25 protein-coding genes and 1 tRNA gene are annotated in these 20,020 nt (G+C 65.7%); 10 read left to right on the forward strand and 16 right to left on the reverse strand.

The features are described from left to right. Positions 1–97: 97 nt before the first annotated feature. From ureG to Y706_RS0121590, 7 genes are all read right to left on the reverse strand, one after another. On the reverse strand, positions 98–715 hold the full coding sequence (gene ureG / locus Y706_RS0121560) for an urease accessory protein UreG (RefSeq protein ID WP_028278205.1): 618 nt from the start codon (positions 713–715) through the stop codon (positions 98–100). Between the two features lie 34 nt (positions 716–749). Beyond that, entirely contained in the window at positions 750–1,415 is a 666-nt protein-coding gene (locus Y706_RS0121565) for an urease accessory protein UreF (protein ID WP_043436919.1), read from the reverse strand. Positions 1,416–1,541: 126 nt separating this feature from the next. Next, complete coding sequence (ureE, locus tag Y706_RS0121570; RefSeq protein WP_028278207.1) at positions 1,542–2,024, reverse strand: urease accessory protein UreE; 483 nt, start codon at positions 2,022–2,024, stop codon at positions 1,542–1,544. A 19-nt stretch (positions 2,025–2,043) separates the two neighbouring features. Next, positions 2,044–3,813: an urease subunit alpha gene (gene ureC, locus Y706_RS0121575; protein WP_028278208.1), complete on the reverse strand. Its 1,770-nt coding sequence runs from the start codon at positions 3,811–3,813 to the stop codon at positions 2,044–2,046. Then, a complete protein-coding gene (locus Y706_RS0121580) occupies positions 3,810–4,190 on the reverse strand; it encodes an urease subunit beta (RefSeq protein ID WP_028278209.1) in 381 nt (126 codons plus the stop codon). The genes ureC and Y706_RS0121580 overlap by 4 nt, the downstream gene beginning before the upstream one ends. Positions 4,191–4,198: 8 nt before the next feature. Further along, complete coding sequence (locus tag Y706_RS0121585; protein WP_028278210.1) at positions 4,199–4,501, reverse strand: urease subunit gamma; 303 nt, start codon at positions 4,499–4,501, stop codon at positions 4,199–4,201. Between the two features lie 130 nt (positions 4,502–4,631). After that, entirely contained in the window at positions 4,632–4,952 is a 321-nt protein-coding gene (locus tag Y706_RS0121590) for a DUF6221 family protein (RefSeq protein WP_028278211.1), read from the reverse strand. A 97-nt stretch (positions 4,953–5,049) separates the two neighbouring features. Between Y706_RS0121590 and Y706_RS0121595 the strand changes: the two genes are divergently transcribed. Continuing rightward, entirely contained in the window at positions 5,050–5,385 is a 336-nt protein-coding gene (locus tag Y706_RS0121595; RefSeq protein ID WP_028278212.1) for a hypothetical protein, read from the forward strand. 191 nt (positions 5,386–5,576) lie between these two features. Here Y706_RS0121595 and Y706_RS0121600 read toward each other — a convergent pair whose 3' ends face one another. Continuing rightward, a complete protein-coding gene (locus tag Y706_RS0121600; protein ID WP_028278213.1) occupies positions 5,577–6,200 on the reverse strand; it encodes a TetR/AcrR family transcriptional regulator in 624 nt (207 codons plus the stop codon). A 67-nt stretch (positions 6,201–6,267) separates the two neighbouring features. Between Y706_RS0121600 and Y706_RS0121605 the strand changes: the two genes are divergently transcribed. Further along, positions 6,268–6,768 (forward strand): cupin domain-containing protein, encoded by a 501-nt coding sequence (locus tag Y706_RS0121605; RefSeq protein WP_028278214.1) that lies wholly within the window; start codon positions 6,268–6,270, stop codon positions 6,766–6,768. Between the two features lie 392 nt (positions 6,769–7,160). Here the strand turns inward: Y706_RS0121605 and Y706_RS0121610 are convergent, their stop codons facing one another. Beyond that, entirely contained in the window at positions 7,161–7,640 is a 480-nt protein-coding gene (locus tag Y706_RS0121610; protein WP_156945220.1) for a hypothetical protein, read from the reverse strand. A 229-nt stretch (positions 7,641–7,869) separates the two neighbouring features. Here Y706_RS0121610 and Y706_RS0121615 point away from each other — a divergent pair, with 229 nt between their 5' ends. Beyond that, a complete protein-coding gene (locus tag Y706_RS0121615; RefSeq protein ID WP_028278216.1) occupies positions 7,870–8,433 on the forward strand; it encodes a dihydrofolate reductase family protein in 564 nt (187 codons plus the stop codon). Between the two features lie 128 nt (positions 8,434–8,561). On the opposite strand, the gene Y706_RS0121620 is transcribed toward Y706_RS0121615, so the two are convergent. Continuing rightward, complete coding sequence (locus tag Y706_RS0121620; RefSeq protein ID WP_043436970.1) at positions 8,562–9,242, reverse strand: LysR family substrate-binding domain-containing protein; 681 nt, start codon at positions 9,240–9,242, stop codon at positions 8,562–8,564. Positions 9,243–9,450: 208 nt separating this feature from the next. On the opposite strand from Y706_RS0121620, the gene Y706_RS0121625 reads away from it, so the two are divergent. Together Y706_RS0121625 and Y706_RS0121630 are read left to right on the forward strand one after the other, a co-directional pair. After that, positions 9,451–9,855 carry a DUF5997 family protein gene (locus Y706_RS0121625; RefSeq protein WP_018775636.1) on the forward strand — a complete coding sequence of 135 codons (405 nt, stop codon included), beginning with the start codon at positions 9,451–9,453 and terminating at the stop codon, positions 9,853–9,855. Between the two features lie 141 nt (positions 9,856–9,996). After that, complete coding sequence (locus Y706_RS0121630) at positions 9,997–10,605, forward strand: NADPH-dependent FMN reductase (RefSeq protein WP_028278218.1); 609 nt, start codon at positions 9,997–9,999, stop codon at positions 10,603–10,605. A 28-nt stretch (positions 10,606–10,633) separates the two neighbouring features. Here Y706_RS0121630 and Y706_RS0121635 read toward each other — a convergent pair whose 3' ends face one another. Continuing rightward, positions 10,634–11,011, reverse strand: coding sequence for a VOC family protein (locus Y706_RS0121635; protein WP_028278219.1), 378 nt, complete (start codon positions 11,009–11,011; stop codon positions 10,634–10,636). A gap of 196 nt (positions 11,012–11,207) precedes the next feature. Here Y706_RS0121635 and Y706_RS27080 point away from each other — a divergent pair, with 196 nt between their 5' ends. Beyond that, the gene (locus tag Y706_RS27080; protein WP_043436921.1) at positions 11,208–11,840 is read left to right on the forward strand and encodes a hypothetical protein; all 633 of its coding nucleotides are present in this window, start codon (positions 11,208–11,210) and stop codon (positions 11,838–11,840) included. Positions 11,841–11,893: 53 nt separating this feature from the next. Then, positions 11,894–12,532, forward strand: coding sequence for an NADPH-dependent F420 reductase (locus Y706_RS0121645; RefSeq protein ID WP_028278220.1), 639 nt, complete (start codon positions 11,894–11,896; stop codon positions 12,530–12,532). Positions 12,533–12,655: 123 nt separating this feature from the next. Here the strand turns inward: Y706_RS0121645 and Y706_RS0121650 are convergent, their stop codons facing one another. The 4 genes from Y706_RS0121650 to Y706_RS0121665 all read right to left on the reverse strand — a co-directional run bounded on the left by Y706_RS0121650 (position 12,656) and on the right by Y706_RS0121665 (position 17,228). Next, positions 12,656–13,138 (reverse strand): pyridoxamine 5'-phosphate oxidase family protein, encoded by a 483-nt coding sequence (locus Y706_RS0121650; protein ID WP_028278221.1) that lies wholly within the window; start codon positions 13,136–13,138, stop codon positions 12,656–12,658. Positions 13,139–13,266: 128 nt separating this feature from the next. Next, positions 13,267–14,829, reverse strand: a complete 1,563-nt coding sequence (locus Y706_RS0121655) for an APC family permease (protein ID WP_253906868.1) — start codon at positions 14,827–14,829, stop codon at positions 13,267–13,269. Continuing rightward, a complete protein-coding gene (locus Y706_RS0121660; protein ID WP_028278223.1) occupies positions 14,826–15,785 on the reverse strand; it encodes a universal stress protein in 960 nt (319 codons plus the stop codon). Before Y706_RS0121660 ends, Y706_RS0121655 begins: the two co-directional genes overlap by 4 nt. A 54-nt stretch (positions 15,786–15,839) precedes the next feature. Continuing rightward, on the reverse strand, positions 15,840–17,228 hold the full coding sequence (locus tag Y706_RS0121665; RefSeq protein WP_028278224.1) for a flavin monoamine oxidase family protein: 1,389 nt from the start codon (positions 17,226–17,228) through the stop codon (positions 15,840–15,842). Between the two features lie 193 nt (positions 17,229–17,421). Here Y706_RS0121665 and Y706_RS0121670 point away from each other — a divergent pair, with 193 nt between their 5' ends. After that, positions 17,422–18,114, forward strand: coding sequence for a TetR/AcrR family transcriptional regulator (locus tag Y706_RS0121670; RefSeq protein WP_028278225.1), 693 nt, complete (start codon positions 17,422–17,424; stop codon positions 18,112–18,114). 208 nt (positions 18,115–18,322) lie between these two features. Here Y706_RS0121670 and Y706_RS0121675 read toward each other — a convergent pair. Beyond that, positions 18,323–18,405, reverse strand: a tRNA-Leu gene (locus Y706_RS0121675). Between the two features lie 384 nt (positions 18,406–18,789). On the opposite strand from Y706_RS0121675, the gene Y706_RS0121680 reads away from it, so the two are divergent. Continuing rightward, complete coding sequence (locus Y706_RS0121680; protein WP_028278226.1) at positions 18,790–19,539, forward strand: FhaA domain-containing protein; 750 nt, start codon at positions 18,790–18,792, stop codon at positions 19,537–19,539. Further along, positions 19,536–20,018: an FHA domain-containing protein FhaB/FipA gene (locus Y706_RS0121685; protein WP_018775647.1), complete on the forward strand. Its 483-nt coding sequence runs from the start codon at positions 19,536–19,538 to the stop codon at positions 20,016–20,018. The genes Y706_RS0121680 and Y706_RS0121685 overlap by 4 nt, the downstream gene beginning before the upstream one ends. Positions 20,019–20,020 lie beyond the last annotated feature (2 nt).

The following is a 20,020-nucleotide window of genomic DNA, read 5'->3' on the forward strand; positions in this document are numbered from 1 at the left end:
GGGCCGTGCCCGCTTCGCGGTGCCCGCCACGCCGCGGCCCCAAAATCCGGCCTCGCCGCCTCAGCGGTTAGCTCGCCGGGACTGACCCCGGGAGCACTCACGGCGCCAGATCGAGCATCAGGACGTCCCGCCGCACCCAGTCGATGACGCGGTCCAGCCCCTCGTCGGTCTTGAGGTTGGTGAAGCAGAACGGCTTCTCGCCCCGGAATTCCTTGGAGTCCCGCTCCATGACGGCCAGGTCCGCGCCGACGTGGGGGGCGAGGTCGGTCTTGTTGATGATGAACAGATCGGACTTGATCATGCCCTGGCCGGCCTTGCGCGGGATCTTCTCACCCTGGGCCACGTCGATGATGTAGATGGAAAAGTCCACCAGTTCGGGGCTGAACGTTGCGGAGAGGTTGTCGCCGCCGGATTCCACGAAGATCACCTGCAGGTCAGGGTGCCGCTGCTTCAGCTCCTCGATGGCGGCGGTATTCATGGACGTGTCTTCGCGGATGGCGGTGTGCGGGCAGCCGCCGGTTTCAACGCCGATGATCCGGTCGATCGGCAGGATCCCGTTGGCGGCGAGAATCTTGGCGTCCTCGATGGTGTAGATGTCGTTGGTGATGGCCGCCATGGAGATCTCCCGGCTCATGTGACGGGTGAGCCGCTCCACGAGCTGGGTCTTGCCGGCACCCACCGGGCCGCCGATGCCGATCTTGACGGGCTCAGACATATTCTTCTCCAGACATATTTCGTGTGTAGCTCGGTTAACTCATGAACATGCGGGCGCGCTGGCGTTCGTGCCGCATTTGCGAAATTTCCAGCCCGGGGCTGACGGCCCCAAAGTCATCAGGCGTGAGGTGACTGATCCGCTCGATAGCGGCGGCGACGCCGTCGGCGGCCCTCCGCAGGATCCGCTGGCCGGCGTTCTGCCCCAGCGGGATCGCCCGGACGGCGTTCTGTGTCAACGACGTCACCGCGGCGAACAGGTAAGCGGCGAGGGCCTCGGGGAGCGGTACGTTCAGGGACCGTGCGACGACGGCGAACGCCAGCGGCTGATGCCCGGCGGCACGGCCGGAACCCACCAGATTCCGGTACTCCGCCAGATCTGGGGACGGAAAGATCTCGGCGCCGATCTCCAGCAGACGTCCGCCCATCTTGGTACTGGCCTCGCGCAACTGCCGGGGCAACAACTGGGCGGTCAACAACGCATCCAGTTCGGCAACCGGAACGTCCTCATAGAGGAACCGGATTGCCAGGGCGTCCGAGTACGTCAGCTGCTGTGAAATGAACGCCGCCAGCCACACCCCAAAGGACTCCTCATCGTGCACCAGCCCGCGCTCCACATACGTCTCAAACCCCAGCGAGTGAGCAAACGCCCCGGTAGGCAAAGCGGAATCCGTCAGCTGCTGCAACGCCAATTGATAATGCATCACGGGAGGTCCCCAAAGGCGAGATCACAAGCCGCCGACCCGGATTTTGGGGCCGCGGCGTGGCGGGCACCGCGGAGCGGGCACGGCCCCAAATCCGGGGCGGCGCCCCAGCCGCGGAAGAGAAAACTAGTGCGAGTGTTCGGCATGGCGGAAGGGTACGGGCATCACGCGCTCCTGGCGGTCGTAGGGCGCTCCGACGTGTTTGAGATAGTCCTCCACGGTGTGGTCGTACTGGCAGACCATCACCTCCGCCCCGTACTCCGAGGAAGCGTCGAAGAACTGGGCCTGCAGGTGCCGGTTGCCCAGGGAGTGGGCGACCATCCCCATCTCGTGGATGGAGCGCGGGGCGATCACCAGGACGTCGGTGGGCAGCACCGACACTACGATCATGTTGGTGTCGGCCACGTGCAGGATGTCGCCGTCGCGCAGGTCCCCGGAACCGGCGGGGAGGCGGATGCCGAGTTCCTTCCCGTGGTCGGTGGTAGCGCGCTGGATGCGTTTGACCAGCTGGGCGCTGGGCAGCACCACCTTCTCGCGGTGGAGCCCAAAGTAGGGGTCCGGACCGGGAGGGAGGTCGTGGGTGTTGCCGAGGACCTTTTCGATGATCATGGTGGTCTCCTCTGGAAGCCTAGAAAAGGAAGTAGCGCTGCGCCATGGGCAGCACGTCTGAGGGCTCGCAGGTGACGTCCTCGCCGTCGACGCTCACCTGATACGTTTCCGGGTCCACCTCGATATCAGGGGTGGCGCCGTTGTGCTTGAGGTCCGCCTTGGTGAGGTTCCTGATTCCGGACACTGGCCGGATGACCTTCTCCAGTCCGAGCTCCGCCGGGACCCCGGCGTCGATGGCGGCCTGGGAGAGGAAGGTGATGGAGGACTGCTGCAGCGCCTTGCCATAGGCGGCGAACATCGGCCGCATGGTGCGCGGCTGCGGGGTGGGAATGGAGGCGTTGGCGTCACCCATGAGGGCGTAGGCGATCTGGCCGCCCTTGAGCACAAGGTCCGGCTTCACCCCGAAGAACGCGGGATCCCAGAGCACCAGGTCTGCGAATTTGCCGACCTCCACGGAGCCGATGGAGTCGGCCATGCCCTGCGCGATGGCGGGGTTGATGGTGTATTTCGCCACGTAGCGCTTGATCCGGAAGTTGTCGCTCTCCGCGCCGAGGCCGGAAGGGGCGCCGTGGTTGCCGGCTGCGCTATCCCCTGTGTCGTCCCTCTGGGGGTCTTTGAGGACGCCGCGCTGTTTCTTCATCTTGTCCGCCACCTGCCAGGTGCGGATGATCACCTCGCCCACCCGGCCCATGGCCTGGGAGTCCGAGGACGTGATCGCGAAGATGCCCAGGTCCTGCAGGACGTCCTCGGCGGCGATGGTCTCGGCGCGGATGCGGGAGTCCGCGAATGCCACATCCTCCGGGATGTCCGGGTTCAGATGGTGGCAGACCATGAGCATGTCCAGGTGCTCTTCGATGGTGTTGCGAGTGTACGGCAGGGTCGGGTTGGTGGACGCCGGCAGGACGTTGGGCAGCCCGGCGATCTTGATGATGTCCGGGGCGTGGCCGCCGCCGGCGCCTTCGGTGTGGAAGGTGTGGATCACGCGGCCGTCGATGGCCCGGATGGTGTCTTCCACGAAGCCGCACTCGTTCAGGGTGTCGGTGTGGATGGCCACCTGGACGTCGTACTGGTCCGCGACCTGCAGCGACGTGTCGATCGAGGACGTGGTGGAGCCCCAGTCCTCATGGACTTTCAGCCCGATCGCGCCGGCGCGGATCTGCTCGGCCAGGGGTTCGACGGCGGACGCGTGGCCCTTGCCGAACAGGCCGATGTTGATGGGCAGCCCTTCGGCGGCCTGCAGCATCCGCTGGATGTGCCATTTTCCGGGGGTGACCGTGGTGGCCTTGGTGCCTTCGGCGGGACCGGTGCCGCCGCCGACCATCGTGGTCACGCCGCTGCACAGGGCGGCGGGGACCTGGTCCGGGGAGATGAAGTGGATGTGCGAGTCCACCCCGCCGGCGGTCAGGATTTTCCGCTCGCCCGCAATGATCTCGGTGCTTGTGCCGATCACGATGTCCACGCCGTCGGTGATCTGCGGGTTGCCGGCCTTGCCGATCCGGAAGATGTGGCCGTCCCGGAGCGCGACGTCGGCCTTGTAGATGCCGGTGTAGTCCAGCACCACGACGTTGGTGATCACGGTGTCCGGAATGTTCTCATCACGGGTCAGCTGGCCGTTCTGGCCCATGCCGTCGCGGATCACCTTGCCGCCGCCGAACACCACTTCCTCGCCGTAAACGGTGAGGTCCTTCTCGATCTCAAGAAACAGATCCGTGTCGGCCAGGCGGATGGCGTCGCCCGTCGTCGGGCCGTAGAGGTCCGCATACTGCCTGCGGGATAGCTCGAAACTCACTGTGCGTCACCTTCCCCTTCGGAAACGTGGAGTTCGGAAGGGTGGAGTCCGGAAACAGGGAGTCCGGTCTTGCGGAGTGTGCCGTTGACGGCGTTGCTGAGGCCGTACACTTCCCGGCTGCCCGCGAGCTCGATCAGCCGGACGGTCCTGCTGTCCCCGGGTTCGAACCGCGCGGCCGTGCCGGCCGGGATGTCCAGCCGGCGGCCGTAGGCGGCCGCCCGGTCAAACTGCAGCGCGGAGTTGGCTTCGGCAAAGTGATAATGCGAGCCCACCTGGACGGGCCGGTCTCCGGTGTTGGTCACCGCGACATCCACCGCCTCACGGCCGGCGTTGATGACCAGCGGCGCGGAACTGAGAACGTATTCTCCCGGAATCATCGAAGCTCCTAACGGATCGGGTCGTGAACGGTGACGAGCTTGGTGCCGTCCGGGAAGGTTGCTTCGATCTGGACGTCGTGGATCATTTCCGGCACGCCCTCCATCACGTCGTCGCGGCCAAGGATGGTGGTTCCGTAGCTCATGAGCTCCGGAACGGTCCGGCCGTCCCGGGCGCCCTCGATCAGTTCGTAGCTGATCACCGCGACGGCCTCGGGGAAGTTCAGCTTCAGTCCGCGTCCCTGGCGGCGGCGGGCGAGATCCGCCGCGACCACGATCATGAGCTTTTCCTGCTCACGGGGCAAGAGGTGCATGACGGTATCCCTTCAAGAACCGAACCGGCTGGCGGACCGCAGAAGCCGCGGTGTGACCAGAGTAGGCCGCGGAGATTTCCTGCAGGTTTCCGGGACCCGTCAGCCTCTCAGGAGCTGACCGCTGACGGGCCTATCCGGCGATCCGCCAGTGCGCCTGGAATTCGGGGTGGTCCGCATACGGCAGCGCAAGGGTGTGCAGGGAGAGCGTGGTCCATTCGATGACGTCCGGCACCCATCCGGCGTCGGCGGGTTCCTGACTGACCAACGTAGCCAGCACGGACTGGCGTGCGGATTCAATGATGCCGATGAGCTGGCGCTTGGCCTCGCACTCACGGAGCAGGCGGCGTTCATACCACTCGCCGGAGACAGCAAGCGTGGGGTCGCCGAGCAGCTTCAGGGCGGCGGCTTCGTCTTCTCTAATGCGTGCGGTCAGGAACTCGACGATGTCCACTCACCGAGCCTATGCGCGCCGGTGCCCACAGGGCTACGGCCCGGCGTTTGCCCTTTTTCCTCAGGCCGGCACAATCCGCGCTTGTTAGGGTGGGTGGATGAAACGACGTCTCGCCCCCCTTGCCGCTGCCGCCCTCTTGATCGGGCTTACCGGCTGTGGGCAGGTGCAGGACGCTACCGAAAAGGCCGTCAACGACGGGGCGTCACAGGCTGCGACGGCGGCCGGCAATGAAGTGAAGAAGCAGGCCTGCGCCATCGTGAAGAACGGCCTGGTCAGCGCCAGCGACAAGGAACTGCTGGGCGGTCTTGTCAGCAGCGCGGAAGCCGCGGGTGCACCCGCTGAGATCACCACCCCGCTGCGCCAGATCGCCGACTCCGGCGACCAGGTTCCGGCCGAATCCGTCAAGGCCCTTCAGGACGCCTGCGCCAAGTAGCAGACCACGCTGGGAGCGGGTTGCGGCCCAGCGTGTGGAGTCCCGCGCTATGTGGCGGCGAACTGTGATCGCTCGAGGTCGCAGTTTCCGGCGGCAGGTGCCGTCTTGCATGGCATAGGTTTCGAGGCCACCACCGGGCGAACGGATAACTCGGACAATGACGGCTGAAACGGACTTGGCAAGGCGGGAACCTATTCGCGGGTTGGAAGTCCGGCCGTCAGAGCGTGGGTCAAAAGGGCCCGGGCCGTCCATCGCATGGAGTCGATGGCCTCTTCCCGACTGAGACCTCCAACATCTGTCAGCCATGCCAGGGACTCGATCCCTATGGCACTTCGGATGGCAAGGGCCAGTTGATGAATGTCCTGATCCGTCATTTGTCCCTGCAGTGGCGCAAGCGCCTCAGCGATCCAAGCAATCGCCCGTCCCTGCCGGAGGGGAAGGCCACGTACTTCACCGCCTGCCTGCTCCAGCGAAAGCCGCAGCATGGTGCGCTGCTGGGCTTCGGTATCAACAATGATCCTGGTGAACTCGGCCACCACAGCGTCCAGCCGCTCTGCCGCACCCGGAGGCGGAGACTCCGGCAGCAGCGACATGCGTGCCGTTTCCGGGTGGGCGGCCGCCAGTAGCTCCCGCTGGCCGGGGAAATACCTGTAGGCAGTACTCCGCGCTATGCCCGCAGCCTGCGCCGCATCATCCACCGTCGGCGAAACGCCGGACGCGACCAAAGAGCGCGCCGCCCCGACCAAAGCGTCCAGCGTGCGGCGCTTCTGCCCGATCCGACCAACGTCCGCGTAAGCCCTTGACATGATCTTCATGGTACATGAGTCTTGTTATGGGACAGGTGTCCCATAAGTCTTCCTACCACTCATCGAGGCGAGCACCATGGAGACGAATAAGACCGCATCAGCACTCGTCCTGCAACCCGGGGAAGGGGCCAGGCGCTGGTTCTTCGGTGGAGGGATACACACATGGAAGGCGACGGAAGACGAAACCGGCGGAGCGTTCCTCATGTTTGAGGACGAGATGGCTCTCGACAAGGTAACACCGATGCACACCCATCCGGACTCGGATGAAACCATGTACATCCTGGCCGGAGAGATCTTGATGAACATTGACGGAGAGGAGCACCGGGTCACTACGGGCGGGGTAACCATCGCACCACGCGGCGTCCCCCACGCGTTCAAAGTCCTTCAGGACGGGACCCGTGTTTTGTGCCTCCACACCCCCGGCAGCGCGCAGGCGTTCTACGACGGCGCCAGCGAACCCCTCGGCTCGAGCAATAAGCCGGGCGTTGTGGACTTTGAGCGCATTCGCGAATCAGGGCGGATAAACGGTGGCATCGAAATCGTTGGCCCTCCTCCGTTTCCCGAGAATCAGGACTGAGGACTCAATTCGCGTGCCGTGAGACATCCCCCACCGCGGCAGCCCGTCGTTCGCAGAACTCTCAGCCCTGCTGTTGATCCGAGAGGACTCGAATTCCTTCGAGATCCTCCGCCGGTGTAATTGAAGTTGCGAGATCCTCGGCAGCTCTCGAACGACTGCTCCGTCTGGCTATAAGGACCAGTGCGGCGGCACCTGTCAGCCCCCGCGTCTAAGGATGGGGCCTGAGCCGTCGGATACTGTGCCTTGACTCATCGCGGAGCTGGTACGGAAGGTCAGGGGACAGCTCTGATTCACATCGACCTGACACCGGTTTAGGGCCGCCTCACATGGGGTGCCTGCCCCGGCAAAGGAGGAGACAGAAAGTGGCCGCAAGCCGATCGTGCAGCGGGCGGTCAGGTCGGGTCAGCTGCAGAATTCGAGGCAAGGACGTCATTGCGGATTGCCCAACGCGCGATGGCTGCCGCTGCGCCAACGGTGGCCCAGGGAATCAGTAGCCAGGGCTGCCAGCCGAGGCCCAGGACGCTTCCCAGCAGCCAGAACACGAGGGTGGGCACCGCGAAAAAGGCTCCGATGTGGATCCATTGATTCCGGACCGGGCGCAAAAGATAGGCCAACACCCAGGCCAGTGGCGCCGCAAACACCAGGGAAACTCCGAAGCCATACAGAATCACCATGCCCAAAAAGCCCCATACGTGGCCGGCGTCGGTGCCGTCCCGCCAGGCGGGCACACCATAGCCTGCCGCCACCAGGAGAAGTAGCACGCCGACCCAGAGCGAGGTGGCGATGAGCCAACCCTTGATGAACGCGTAAGCATCGAGGACCACTCCGTGTGACCGAACTGTCGGCGGCTGCACCGCATCCCCTAATGCCATGGGTTTAGCCTACCGATGCGCAAAAAACTTTCCGGCCGTGCCGAGGGTGCGGCCGTCCGATAGGGGATCCTTCACCGGGCAGCTCAGTTGAATCGCGGACCGAAGGCTATGGCAACCAGATCATGGGCAGTTACGGTGGCTCCATGAGGGACAGGATGCTGCCGATCATATGCGGGACGACAGAGTTCAATGACGCCCCTCGACCACGACAAAACGGAAGGCTGGCGCCGTGCGAAAACTGATCTACGGCATGAATCTGACCCTGGACGGCTACATCGCCGCAGCCGGCGACGACATCGGCTGGAGCGCGCCGAGCGACGAACTGTTCCAGTGGTGGCTCGACCAGGAGCGGGCTAGCAGCCTGTCACTGTACGGCCGCAAGCTCTGGGAGACAATGAGCTCCTACTGGCCGACCGGCGACCAGCAGCCCAACGCCACCCCGGCGGAGATCGAGTTCGCGCGGAACTGGCGGGACACGCCAAAGGTGGTGTTCTCCTCGACGATCGACAACGTCGACTGGAACACCCGCCTGGTCACCGGCGACGCGATCGCCGAGATCACCCGGCTCAAGGCCGGCGACGGCGGCCCGATGAGCGTCGGCGGCGCAACGCTCGCCGGGGCGGCCATGCGGGCCGGGCTGATCGACGAATACGCGCTAGTCACCCATCCGGTTCTGGTGGGCGGCGGCACTCCGTTCTTCACCTCGCTGGACAGCTGGGTGAACCTGAACCTGATGGAGACGCGGACGTTTCCCGGCGGCGTGGTCCTGACCAGGTACGAGACGAGGCGCTGAGGGCTATTCCTCCGCGCGGTCGGGGAAGTATTCCACCACCACTCACCAACCAGCCGCTCGGCGCGTCCTCCCGGAAGGAGACACCCAGCGATCACAGAACGCCGCCAGGAGCGTCCAACTCCACAGGCCTAGCGTTTCCCCTTTTTCCGGGATCCCTTGCCGCGGCCCTTGTCCGGGTTGGGCGCGTAACGCTGCGCCACCTTGGGCTTCTTGGCGGCTCCGGTGCCGCGCCGGTCCGGCTTGGGCTCGCGTTTGGGTTTCTCCTGCTGCGCCGAGGGCTGGCGCGAGCTCGCCGCGGTGCGTCCGCGGACAATACCGATGAATTCCTCGATGACCTCGTCCGTGGCGTCGCTCGGCCAGGCCAGGGCGATCTCCGTGCCGGGCGCGCCCGTGAGCTTCCGCGCCACGGTGTCCTTGACGTTGAAGTGCCGGGCCACGGACATCGGCAGGATCACCAGCCCGGCACCGGAGGCCACCACTTGCAGGGCCATCGCGGGTCCGCCGAGCTCCTGCACATCGAGAAACGTCTCGGCAGACAGGTCCGCCAGGTCCACTTCTTCAAACAAGGAGACCTCGTGCCCCTTCGGTGCCACCACCACCGGCTGCTCCTCGTAGAGCGGGATCACGCTGAGGCCCTCGCGTTCCACCGGGAGCCGGACGAAACTCAGGTCCGCGGTACCGTTGCGGAGCACGGACAGCTGCGCGCCGTCGTCGGACATAAAGGAGTGCAGCGGAACATCGGGCATCCGTTCCTCCCAGCGGCGGATCCATTTGCCCGGTGTCACACCGGCCACGTACGCGAAGCGCAGCTCCCGCCCGACTGCGACGGCTGGGACGACGGCGGTTTCGTCGGGGGTCTGGGATGGTTCTTCTGCTGCGGACACATGTTCACAGTACCGCCCGGGGTGGCGCGGGGGTCCGCCTCGACGGCGGCACCGTGCTGATCCGGCGCTGTTCCGGTGCTGGGTTGGTACTGGGTTGGTGCCCTGCGGGCATCCCGGCAGATACCCTTGGACTATGACCTCTGCAAACTCCCAGTCCATGAAACCGGCCACCGTTGCCAAGAAGCTTGGCATCTACCTGCCGGCGACACCCCAGGAGTTCCAGGATTCAACCATCACCCGCGCTGATTTTGCCGATCTCCAGGCCAACCCGCCGGAGTGGCTCGCGGAACTGCGCCGCAACGGCCCGCACCCGCGCCCCGTGGTGGCGCAGAAGCTCAACGTCTCCATCGCCGGCCTGGCCCGCGGTGGTGTTGAGGAAGCGCTGACGACGGCGGAAATCACCGCACTGCTCCAGGCTCCCCCGGCCTGGCTGGTGGCCGAGCGCGCCACCCACGCCGCCGTGCGCGCCGAGGCCCAGCGGGTCAAGGACGAGGCCGCCAAGAAGGATGCCAAGAAAGCCCGCGCCAAGGCCGAATAGCGGCACGCGCTTTCTCCCGGCCCCACTTTTCATCCCGCGGACACAGGACTACGCTCGCGGAATGGGTCGGGGCCGCCGGTCCGATCCCCTCCGTATCCCAATTCACCTGCCACCGGCGGCGTATCGGGAAGGAACAAGGCCATGGCCTTCAAGATCGGATATTTTGTCGGGAGCCTCTCGAGCAATTCCATCAACCGCACTTTGTCCAGGGCGCTGATCCGGCTTGCGCCTGCGGAACTGGAGTTCACGGAGATCCCCATCAGGGATCTGCCGTTGTACAGCCCGGATTTTGATGCCGCCTTCCCACCCGTTGGGCAGGCCCTCAAAGATGCCATCTCGGCTTCCGACGGCATCCTGTTCGTCTCGCCCGAATACAACCGGTCCATCCCCGGAGCGCTCAAAAACGCCATCGACTGGGGATCCCGGCCGTGGGGCACCAACTCCTTCGCCCGCAAGCCCACCGGGATCATCGGCGCCTCCCCCGGCGGCATTGGGACGGCCGTGATGCAGTCCTCGTTCCGCAGCGTGCTGAGCTTCCTCGACGCGCCGCAGCTGAATGCTCCGGAGGCGTACATCCGCTTCGTCCCGGAGGCCTACGGCGAGGACGGCGAGGTCAAGGACGAGGCTACGGCCGGGTTGCTGCGCCACTATATGGAGGAGTATGCCTCCTTCGTGGCGCGGGTCCTGGCCGCCAACGCACCGGGCCATATCGGCGACGAGCACCCGGACAAGGACAAGACGAGCCGTTAGGCAGAGTCAGGGCGCGATGGTCCGGCCTCTAGTCCTGGTGCAGCTGCACGAAGTTCCCGCAGCCGTCATCCAACACCACACTGGTCCCGCCGGGCCCCTCGGACGGTTCCCCCTGGAACATCACGCCCTTGGCCGCCAGCCGGTCGTATTCGGCGCGCACGTCCGGCACGCCAAAGACGATCGCGGGAATCCCGGCGTCGTGCAGACCGTTCATGTAGGCCGCTCCGATCGGGTTGTCACTGGGTTCCAGCAGCAGTCCGGCGCCTCCGTCACCATCCGGATCCTTGATGATGAAGAGGTTGTGCTCCGGCATGGCCATCAGCGTTTCGAAGCCCAGCGTGCCGGTGTAGAACTCATGGGCCGAGGCTGGATCCTTGACGTGGATACTGCACATTTTCAGTCGCATGGCCCCTAGGCTACGCCGGGAGGCTCGGTGTAGGAACCGCGACGCGGCCCCGCACCGGGCCTTGGCGCCTGGGTTTGCGTCCGCGCTGGCACCGGACATTGCCCCGGCCCGGCAGGCATTGACGGCCCCGCCGCCAGGGATTCCAATGGAACTAGCGGAACAGCGCCCGCCCGGGACCGTTCCGGGGAGGTGTGCAATGACGCTTTCACTATCCGGCGCCCTCGCGGCCTGGCAGTTCCTGGCCCTCGCCATTTTGGTTGCCGGGGCAGCGTTCGCCTCGGTCTATTTCGCCCGCAAGCACCTGGCGGCCGACGACGGGCCTTCCGAAGGCGCGGACGGCGCGTTTTGGGACGCATTCGCCGGACTCGCCGTCATTGTCCCCGCCATCGTCCTGGCCTCCTCCACATGGCCTTGGGCCGGCCTGGCCCTCGGGATGCTGGCCGCGGGAGCTGCCCTGGCGGCCGTGGCTGCGGCACCCCGGCTGCTCCGCCGGCAGGAAGCCCGCCGGGCCGGCCGGGAAACCCGGCTCTTGAACGAGGCGGCTGCCGCACGGCACCGGAGCGCCCTCGCCCGGTGGCAGCGGTACGAACTGGATCCGGGATTCTCGATTGACTATCCCGCGATGAGCGATGCCCGGCAACCGGAAACCGCGGCACTGATCCGGGCGATCAAGGCCGCCGAGGGCCTCGGCGGCCGTACGGACCGCGCCTGCACCGATGCCGCCTACGCCCCGGCCGTGGAACGGCTGGAACATGCCCTGGCTGCCGCCGAACGCGCGGCCGGCGTCAACGCCGCCGGGCCGCCTGGCGCGGACCACGCGCACGGCTGATTCCCCGGAATTGCCGATCCGGCAGTTCGCGGCCACCTTGGAAAGGTTCCATCATGACTGACATCACGATCATCGGCAGCGGCAACATGGCACGGGCGATCGGGACCCGGGCTGTCGCCGCCGGGCGCTCCGTCCAGATCCTGGACCGGACGCCGGAGAATGCCGCCAAGCTCGCTGCTGAACTTGGCGGCACCACCAGCTCCGGCGGCCTGAGCGAGGTTCCCGAGGGCGACATCGTCGTCCTCGCGCTGTACTTCGGCCCGGCCAAGGAAGTTGCCACGCATTTCGGCGACACGCTCAGCGGCAAGACGGTGGTGGACATCAGCAATCCGATTGACACCGAAACCTTCGACTCGCTGGTGGTCGACCCGGGGACGTCGGCGGCGGAGGAAATCGCCGCACTGCTCCCGGGCGCACGGGTGGTGAAAGCCTTCAACACCACCTTCGCCGGCCCGCTCGGGTCCGGGGAAGCCGGTGGCCAGCCGATGGATGTCTTCATCGCCTCGGACTCCGAAGAGGCCCGCAACGAGGTTGCGGTCTTCGCCGAAGCCGCCGGGCTGCGTCCGCTCCAGGTGGGCGGACTGCGCCACGCCCGCGAACTCGAGGGCTTCATGCTGCTGGTCATGGCGCTGCAGGTTAGCCCTGCGTATCCAACCTTTAACTGGGGCACCGGCCTGAAAATCATCGACTAGGAGCAGTCCGGTCCCGACCGGCCGTCATCGGCCCAGAGCGGTGATACTGAGCGATCATACGGAGCGGCGATATCAAGCGGCTATATCCACCGGTGAGACCGGACGGTGGCGCGGTTCAGCGCGCTACAGCTCGACCGTGCCGCTGTCGCCGACGCTCATCCGGCTGCTGGTCACCTTGGACTTGATCCACTGCAACACGGTCGCCGCCGTGCCGCCCGGGCTGGTCCAGTACTCGGCGGAGTCCGAGTCGACGTGGAGCAGGACCACCTCAGGGGTGTCCGGGCCGTCCGGGAACCAGGCCTCCACCACCTGATTCCACATGTCGTGGATCAGTTGCCGGTCAGTGACCACTTCAGCGGTCCCGGCCACCGAAACCCACTCGGTGCGCTTGCCGAAGGAGACGTTCACCGCCGGGTTGGCGCGGATGTGGGCCACCTGAGAGGTGGTCGCCGACGTGAAAAACCACATGTCGCCGTCGTCCTTGACCTCCTGGACGGCCAGCGGCCGGCTGACGAGCGCGCCTGCCTCGTTGATGGTGGTGAACATTCCGATGTGCGAATCGTTGATGATGTCCGTGACCTTGCTGATGCTTTCGGCATCCGACATGCTCTCACCTCGTTCTGGTTCCGACGGAGGAAGGTCCCCCTCCGGACAGCCTATTGGTAAGTGTGCTTACTTTCCAATGGCTGCCGGCCGGGGACCTTCCCGGGATCTTCCCTGAACCGGCAGTGGGCTCAGTGCCCGCGGGTCAGGACCTGGCCCCTGAAGAACTCGGGGCGGAGCTTGGCCATGACCAGCATGAGCACCACGCCCAGCAGGATGACGCCCATGCCCAGGATGAAGACCAGCCCCACACCGCCGATCGACGACCCCGATCCGTACGCGGGATCCATGGAGTCGTAGGCGGTCTTGACGAACATGACCAGCAGGATGACGCCGCCCAGGAGTGGCGCGAGGAACTTGAAGAAGAAGGCCCTCGCTCCGCTGAACGCCTCGGCGCGGAAGAACCAGACACAGGCCAACGCCGTGATGCCGTAATAGAAGCAGATCATCATGCCCAGGGCCGTGATGGTGTCCCACAGCGCGTTTTCCGACGTGGTCCGCGTGATGACATAGAACGCGGCGGCCGCGACGGCCGAGGCGATCGTGGCATAGCTCGGCGACTTGTACGTGGGGCTGATCCTGCCGAACTTCTGCGGCAGCGCCCGGTAATGGCCCATGGACAGCAGGGTCCGCGCCGGCGAGACAAATGTTGACTGCAGGGACGCGGCGGAGCTGCTCAGGATGGCCAGGGACATCAGGATGGCGAACGGGCCCATCACCGGTCCCGCCAGGACGGCGAAGATACTGCCCTGGTTCTCCGGGTTTCCGGCGCCCAGCCCTGTGTCGCCGACGCCGGCGTAGCTCAGCGTGGCCAGGGCAACCGTCATGTAGATGATCACGATGACCAGCACGGTGATGGTGGCGGCACGTCCCGGCGTTTTCTCCGGGTTCTTGGTCTCCTCGTTCATGGTCAGCGTCACGTCCCAGCCCCAGTAGATGAAGATGGACAGCGAAACGCCGGCGGCGAAGGCGGAGAAGGATCCCACGGCGAACGGGTTAAACCAGTCCGGGGAGATGGCCGTGGCGTCAAAGGCGGTTCCGTTGGCGACGTGGCTGAACGCTGAGATCGAGAACCAGGCGAGGACCAGCAACTGAAATCCCACGAGAACGTACTGGACGGTCTTGGTGGTTTCCATGCCGCGGTAGGAGATCCAGCACGCGAGGGCGATAAACACCAGCGTGGTCGCGATATTCAGCGGCAGGTTGGTGGTGAGGTCGGCGAGTTCGGGATTGCCGAAGATCTGCGCCAGCATGAGGTAGAAGAAGTCCACCGCGACGGCGGCCAGGTTCGAGAGCACGATGATGGTGGCGGCGATGAGTCCCCAGCCGCCCATCCAGCCAATCCAGGGTCCGAACGCCCGCGAGGCCCAGGTGAAGGAGGTCCCGGCGTCGGGCATGGCGTTGTTCAGCTCCCGGTAGCCGAAGGCCACCAGCAGCATGGGGACAAAGCCCACCAGGAAGATCGCCGGCAGTTGCACGCCGACCTCGGCCACGGTGGGACCCAGGGCGGCCGTGAGCGTGTATGCCGGGGCGATACAGGAAATGCCGATGACGACGGCGCCAATGAGCCCCACCGATCCGGCTTTCAAGCCCTTTTCACTCAGTCCGTGCTGCTGTTCGGTCTGCGATCCGGTGTGCTGTCCTGTCTGCTGTCCTGTCTGCGACGGCTTGGACATCGCATGGTCTGCGCTCATTGTTGTGCCTCTCGGGGGGTGTCACTCGACGCTGAATGATTGACGTGCTTGAGTTCATAGTCGCTGGGGACCACGATCATCGGCACCGGCAGGGCGCGCAGAATGCGGCCCGCTGTGCTGCCGAGGAAGATGGAGCGGCCCTTGGCAAGCCGGCTGGATCCGATCAACAGGACCTCGCCGTCTTCCCAGTCCAGGCGGTCCACGGCTTCCTCGATGCTGCGCCCGTGGGCGACGACGATTTCCGTCTTCGCCTCTACCTGGGCTTCCGTCTTGGCCTCCCCCGGGACCTCTGCCTTCGCCTCGCCCGGGTCTGCCGGCCCGCCGGCAGCCAGTGCGTCGGCAAGGCACTTGGCCGCATACTCCCGGGCTGCGTCGGCTGAATCGGCCGCATCGCCGTCGAGGGCCAGAAGCGACACCACGCGCAGCGGCACGTCCCGGTTCGCCGCCATGCCCAGGGCGAATTCGAGCAGCTTCTCCGCGCCGGCCCGGGTTCCGAGCCCGCAGCTGATCCGGGTCAAGGCCTCCTGGCGGTGGTAGCCGTGCGGTGCCAGGGCCACCGGAACGGTCGAGGCGTGGAGCAGTGCACTGGCCACCGACCCGATCGTGAACCGTTTGAAGAGCCCGGTGCTGGTGGCCCCGATGATGAGCATGTCCGCGCCCAGTTCCTCGGCCGCCTCGATCAGTGCGTGCGCGTCGGAATCATGGCTGCGGATGTGGGCCTGCGCGGGGACACTGGATGGAACCAGCGCCATGGCCTGGTCGAGCCACTCCTGGGCCTGCTCGGTGAGCAGATTTTCGAAGCCCGCCTTCGGCGCGAGGGCATGCCCGGACTGCTGCACTTCGGGCACCACCAGCACAAGGTCCAGACTCGCCCCCCGCCCGAGCGCCAGGGAGACGGCCAGATTGACCGCATCATGGCCCCTGGCATTGGCTGAATACCCCACTACGTAACGCATCTGGCCGCTCTCCTAACTGAACTGGACTGCATTCAACTGAATTGTTGGGATCTTCTACGAGGCGACGGACGCACGGTCCGCTGCAGCGACGATCCGGGCCGCCGTGAGCTGCCCCATCCGGACGGCGCCGTCAACATGCTGGTAGCCCTCGGCCGCAAGATCCGAGCAGGACCAGTAGATCGGCCCCACCGGCGTCAGCTGGTCCTTGCCGTAGCGGTGCAGTCCGCCAAGGTCGTAGCTGGCGGCGTAAGCCCCCCGGGTCCATTCCTCCGAACCCCAGTCGGACTCGTAGTAGACCTCGGGTTCCAGGGCCTTTTCGCCGAGGAAGGACGCAATCGACTCGAGGATGGCGCGGCGACGGTCCTCCGCGCTGAGCTCGAACATGGCGTCGGCCTTCTCATCCGAGACAAAGCCCACCAGCGTGCCGCGCGGGTCCTCGTGGTTGGTGTTGTCGTAGACCTCCTGCACAATGGCGCCGGCGCCGAAGGCGGTTCCGGACAGGCCGTCTTCGCGCCAGAACGGGCTGCTGTAGACGGCGTGGACCTTGATGACCAGGCCAAGTGACTGGTGCTGGTGCATCTGGTGCTGGCGGCGGGGCAACGGCGGGTTGAAGGACACCCGGGTGTAGAGGTTCGGCGGCACGGCCATGATGACGAAACGTGCGTTCACCGTGGCCCGGTCGGAGACAGCAGTGACACGGTAGCCGCCGCTCGCGTCATCGGCCCAGTTGATGGTGCGGACCGGGCTGCCGAGGACGACGTCGTCGCCCAGTTCCGCGGCCTGCAGCAGCGAAACCTGCTGCATCCCGCCGACAACCCGCTTGTCCAGGATGAAGTCCTCATCCGTGAGGTTGGTGAAGGACCCCGCCGAGGCAGCCATGAGGACGGCCTGCAGGGCGGAGAAGGCGTGGGCCGGCTTGGTCAGCATGCCGCCGGCGATGAACAGTCCGATGTTGTTGCAGGCTTCCTCATCTGTTGAGTTCTGCCGCAGCCAGTGGTGAAAGGAGATGGTGTCCAGCTCGCGGGCCTTGGGGTGGGCCCACGGCTCCTCGGGAGCCATCTCCGCGGCCAGGGAGTCCAGCAGTGCCGTGAGCTTGTCCATTTCGACGGCGGTGGTTTCGCTGACCGGGAAGCTGTCACCGGTGTACAGGGTGCGCTTGCCGTCCGCACCAATGTAGACGGATTCGCCGTCACGGTAGCGGGAATAGGTCTGCAGTCCTAGCTCATCCAGGAGCCCCAGGAGCCCGGTCTGGTCCGGCGAGACCCACTGGCCGCCGATCTCGAGCATGGCCCCGTCAACCGTGTCGGTCCAGGTCCGGCCGCCCACGCGGTCCCGCGCCTCGAGCACCGCCACACTGAGTCCGGCCTTTTTCAGCTCGCGGGCGGCGGTCAAGCCTGACGGACCGGCTCCTACGATGACGACGTCGCGGTCAAGTTCCAGCATGATGTTCCTCCCTGTGGCCGCTAGAGTGATGCGGACCACTAAATGAATGGCGTTCATTTAGAATGATAGACCTTTCGCGCGCTTCGGGGAAGACCCTCCCCTAATGAATTTCGCCCGTAAAGTAGGGGCAGAACGGGCTCACCCCGAACCCGCCAACCAAGCAGAGTAGACAAGCAGAAACGAAAGGCCCGGAATGACGGCAGCAACCAGCGCCCCCGCCGATCCGCACGGACCCGCCGCCGGGCCCCGCCGCCGCGCGGGACGGCCCGCCGCGGCCGTGCTGGACCAGAACGGCATCACTTCGGCGGCCCTGCAGCTGATTGGCAAGAGCGGCTACGACGGGTTCACCATGGCTGCCCTGGCGAGGACCCTCAACGTGGCTCCCTCGGCGCTGTACAACCATGTCTCGTCCAAACGGGACGTGCTGGTGCTCGTCCAGGACCACTTGACCTCGTTCGTGGACGTCACCGCCTTCGAGGCCGGGGACTGGGAACAGGCCGTGAGGGATTGGGCCTGGAGCTACCGCGATGTATTTTCCAAGCACACCCCGCTGATTCCCGTCATTGCCGTACTGCCCGTGACCGACGCGCCCAAGACGCTGGCCATGTATGAGGCCGTCAGTGCCGGTTTCAGCCGCGCAGGCTTTCCGCAGGAGCGCATTGTCCCGGCCATTGTCGCGATCGAATCGTTCATCTTTGGCTCCGCCTACGACGTCACGGCACCCGCGGACATCTTCGATTCCGGCACCATGGCCGCGTCGACACCGCACTTCACGGCCGCCGTCCAGCGCCTGGCCGAGGAAGGCCATGAGAAACCGGCCGACGTCGCCTTCAAGCTGGGACTCGAGGCACTCCTCGCCGGGCTCGGGGCGCTGCGGGCAGCCTAGCGGTCTTGCCGCGTGGTCTTGCCGGGTGGTCCGCTGCTGCGGAGTTTCCCCACTTTTGACGGACCGGCGCCGCCCCACACCGGCGGGTCGGCGCAACACGCCGGAGGAAGCCTTCGAATGTGGGGAAACCGGAAAACCCCGACGCCGGTTCTCCCGCGTGGGTTAAACAAAAGAACCCCGGTCCAAGACCGGGGTTCTTTCGATTGCGTGCGCGAGGGGGGATTTGAACCCCCACGCCCTTTCGGACACTGGCACCTGAAGCCAGCGCGTCTGCCGTTCCGCCACTCGCGCGCAACTTCTTCCACTCGGATAGGGCCGGTTTCCCGGACCGCCAACCTCGTAAAAGCAGCGAGATCAAGCATAACGGACAATTGCCGGAAAACACCAATCGAGCCCCAGAGCCCCCTGATTGGGGTCGTTTGCCGGCCACGTTTGCCCCGCCGCCGGGCGTCACGCGGGGACCCGCCGCGGCCGTCCCGGCGGCGGTGTCCGCGCACGTCAGGGCGCGGCGGGCACTCTTTTTGACGTCGCCCCGGCGGCGTCCGTTGAGGCCATTCCCAGACACGCCCAGTAGTATCTGATGTAGGAGTGTCCGCTGAGCGCGGGCTCGCAAAAGTTGGAAACCGAGTTCCGGAACGAACGCTGCCCCGCAGCCACCAGGAAAGGAGAAGGACCATGGGATTGCTGGACAAAGTCGAGCGCGGCATCGAAAAGGCCGTCCGCGGAGTCTTCTCCACCGGTTCCCGCGCCCAGGTTGAGCCTGTCGAGATCGCGAGCCGCCTCCGCACCGAGGTGGACAACAAGGCCATCACGATTGCCGCGGGACGCACCCTGGCCCCTAACGTTTTTGACGTACTCCTCAGCAGCGATGACTTCCAGCGCGCCCAGGAATGGGGCACACCGCTCGCGGAGGAGCTGTGCGACGTCGTCATCAACCATGTCCGCAGCCAGGGGTACACCCTCCAGGGCCCGGTCCGGATCAGTTTCCGCCGCGATGAGGAGCACCGCGCAGGGAATTTCGACATCACCTCGCGGACCGAGAAAGCCTCCGCCCCTTCCGTCCCGGCTCAGCCGGGCATTCACGGCAACGTACCCGCGGCTCCGACACGCCAGCCTGCACAGCTTCAGCCTGTACTGGACATCGACGGCCAGCGCTATTCGCTGAACGCGCCCTCAATCGTCCTCGGACGGTCCTCCGAAGCAGACATCCTTATTGACGACACCGGCGTTTCGCGCCGCCACCTGGAAATCCGGACTGGGCCTGGTACGGCCCAGGCGATCGATCTCGGCTCCACGAACGGCAGCTACGTCAACGGCCAAAAGATCGTGGGCAGTTCGGATCTTGCTGACGGCGCCACGATCATGATGGGACGAACCAAAATCATCTTCCGCCTACTGCCCGCCCACCCAGGCGGCCGCGCATGAGCGAATTGACCATCACGGCCCTGCGTTTCGGGTTCCTCATCCTCCTGTGGGTGCTGATCTTCAGCATTGTCTCGGCCATGCGCCGCGATCTGATGATCGGCCGCAAGGCAGCCGCCGGCGCCCCCACGGCACGCCAGGTGCGCAAGAATCCTTCCCTTGCCGAACCGCCGCCTGCCCCCGTCAAACAGCAGGCCCGCCAGCTGATCGTGACCGAGGGACCGTTGAAGGGCACCACCATCGCCCTCGCGGCGAGCCCCATCCTCCTGGGCCGGGCACAGGAAGCCACCCTGGTCCTGGAGGACGACTACGCCTCGGGCCGCCATGCCCGCCTGTTCCCACAGGGCAGCCGCTGGTTCATCGAGGACCTCGGCTCCACTAATGGCACGTATCTGGCAGACCAGCAGCTGACCCGGGCACTCCCGGTGGAGCTGGGCGTCCCCGTGAGAATCGGCAAGACGGTCATCGAATTGAGGCCGTAGCC

Source organism: Arthrobacter sp. I3 (assembly GCF_000520575.1).
Lineage (GTDB): Bacteria > Actinomycetota > Actinomycetes > Actinomycetales > Micrococcaceae > Arthrobacter > Arthrobacter humicola_A.

Coding starts and splice junctions, on each gene's coding strand:
- Y706_RS0121625 (WP_018775636.1), top strand. CDS start 9,451: ATGACCTCTGCAAACTCCCAGTCCATGAAACCGGCCACCGTTGCCAAG.
- Y706_RS0121665 (WP_028278224.1), bottom strand. CDS start 17,228: ATGCTGGAACTTGACCGCGACGTCGTCATCGTAGGAGCCGGTCCGTCA.
- Y706_RS0121565 (WP_043436919.1), bottom strand. CDS start 1,415: ATGCATTATCAATTGGCGTTGCAGCAGCTGACGGATTCCGCTTTGCCT.
- Y706_RS0121635 (WP_028278219.1), bottom strand. CDS start 11,011: ATGCGACTGAAAATGTGCAGTATCCACGTCAAGGATCCAGCCTCGGCC.
- Y706_RS0121605 (WP_028278214.1), top strand. CDS start 6,268: ATGGAGACGAATAAGACCGCATCAGCACTCGTCCTGCAACCCGGGGAA.
- Y706_RS0121685 (WP_018775647.1), top strand. CDS start 19,536: ATGAGCGAATTGACCATCACGGCCCTGCGTTTCGGGTTCCTCATCCTC.
- Y706_RS0121655 (WP_253906868.1), bottom strand. CDS start 14,829: ATGAGCGCAGACCATGCGATGTCCAAGCCGTCGCAGACAGGACAGCAG.
- Y706_RS0121585 (WP_028278210.1), bottom strand. CDS start 4,501: ATGCACCTCTTGCCCCGTGAGCAGGAAAAGCTCATGATCGTGGTCGCG.
- ureE (WP_028278207.1), bottom strand. CDS start 2,024: ATGATCATCGAAAAGGTCCTCGGCAACACCCACGACCTCCCTCCCGGT.
- Y706_RS0121660 (WP_028278223.1), bottom strand. CDS start 15,785: ATGCGTTACGTAGTGGGGTATTCAGCCAATGCCAGGGGCCATGATGCG.
- Y706_RS27080 (WP_043436921.1), top strand. CDS start 11,208: ATGACGCTTTCACTATCCGGCGCCCTCGCGGCCTGGCAGTTCCTGGCC.
- Y706_RS0121600 (WP_028278213.1), bottom strand. CDS start 6,200: ATGAAGATCATGTCAAGGGCTTACGCGGACGTTGGTCGGATCGGGCAG.
- ureG (WP_028278205.1), bottom strand. CDS start 715: ATGTCTGAGCCCGTCAAGATCGGCATCGGCGGCCCGGTGGGTGCCGGC.
- Y706_RS0121680 (WP_028278226.1), top strand. CDS start 18,790: ATGGGATTGCTGGACAAAGTCGAGCGCGGCATCGAAAAGGCCGTCCGC.
- Y706_RS0121580 (WP_028278209.1), bottom strand. CDS start 4,190: ATGATTCCGGGAGAATACGTTCTCAGTTCCGCGCCGCTGGTCATCAAC.
- Y706_RS0121630 (WP_028278218.1), top strand. CDS start 9,997: ATGGCCTTCAAGATCGGATATTTTGTCGGGAGCCTCTCGAGCAATTCC.
- Y706_RS0121595 (WP_028278212.1), top strand. CDS start 5,050: ATGAAACGACGTCTCGCCCCCCTTGCCGCTGCCGCCCTCTTGATCGGG.
- Y706_RS0121670 (WP_028278225.1), top strand. CDS start 17,422: ATGACGGCAGCAACCAGCGCCCCCGCCGATCCGCACGGACCCGCCGCC.
- Y706_RS0121645 (WP_028278220.1), top strand. CDS start 11,894: ATGACTGACATCACGATCATCGGCAGCGGCAACATGGCACGGGCGATC.
- Y706_RS0121650 (WP_028278221.1), bottom strand. CDS start 13,138: ATGTCGGATGCCGAAAGCATCAGCAAGGTCACGGACATCATCAACGAT.
- Y706_RS0121610 (WP_156945220.1), bottom strand. CDS start 7,640: ATGGCATTAGGGGATGCGGTGCAGCCGCCGACAGTTCGGTCACACGGA.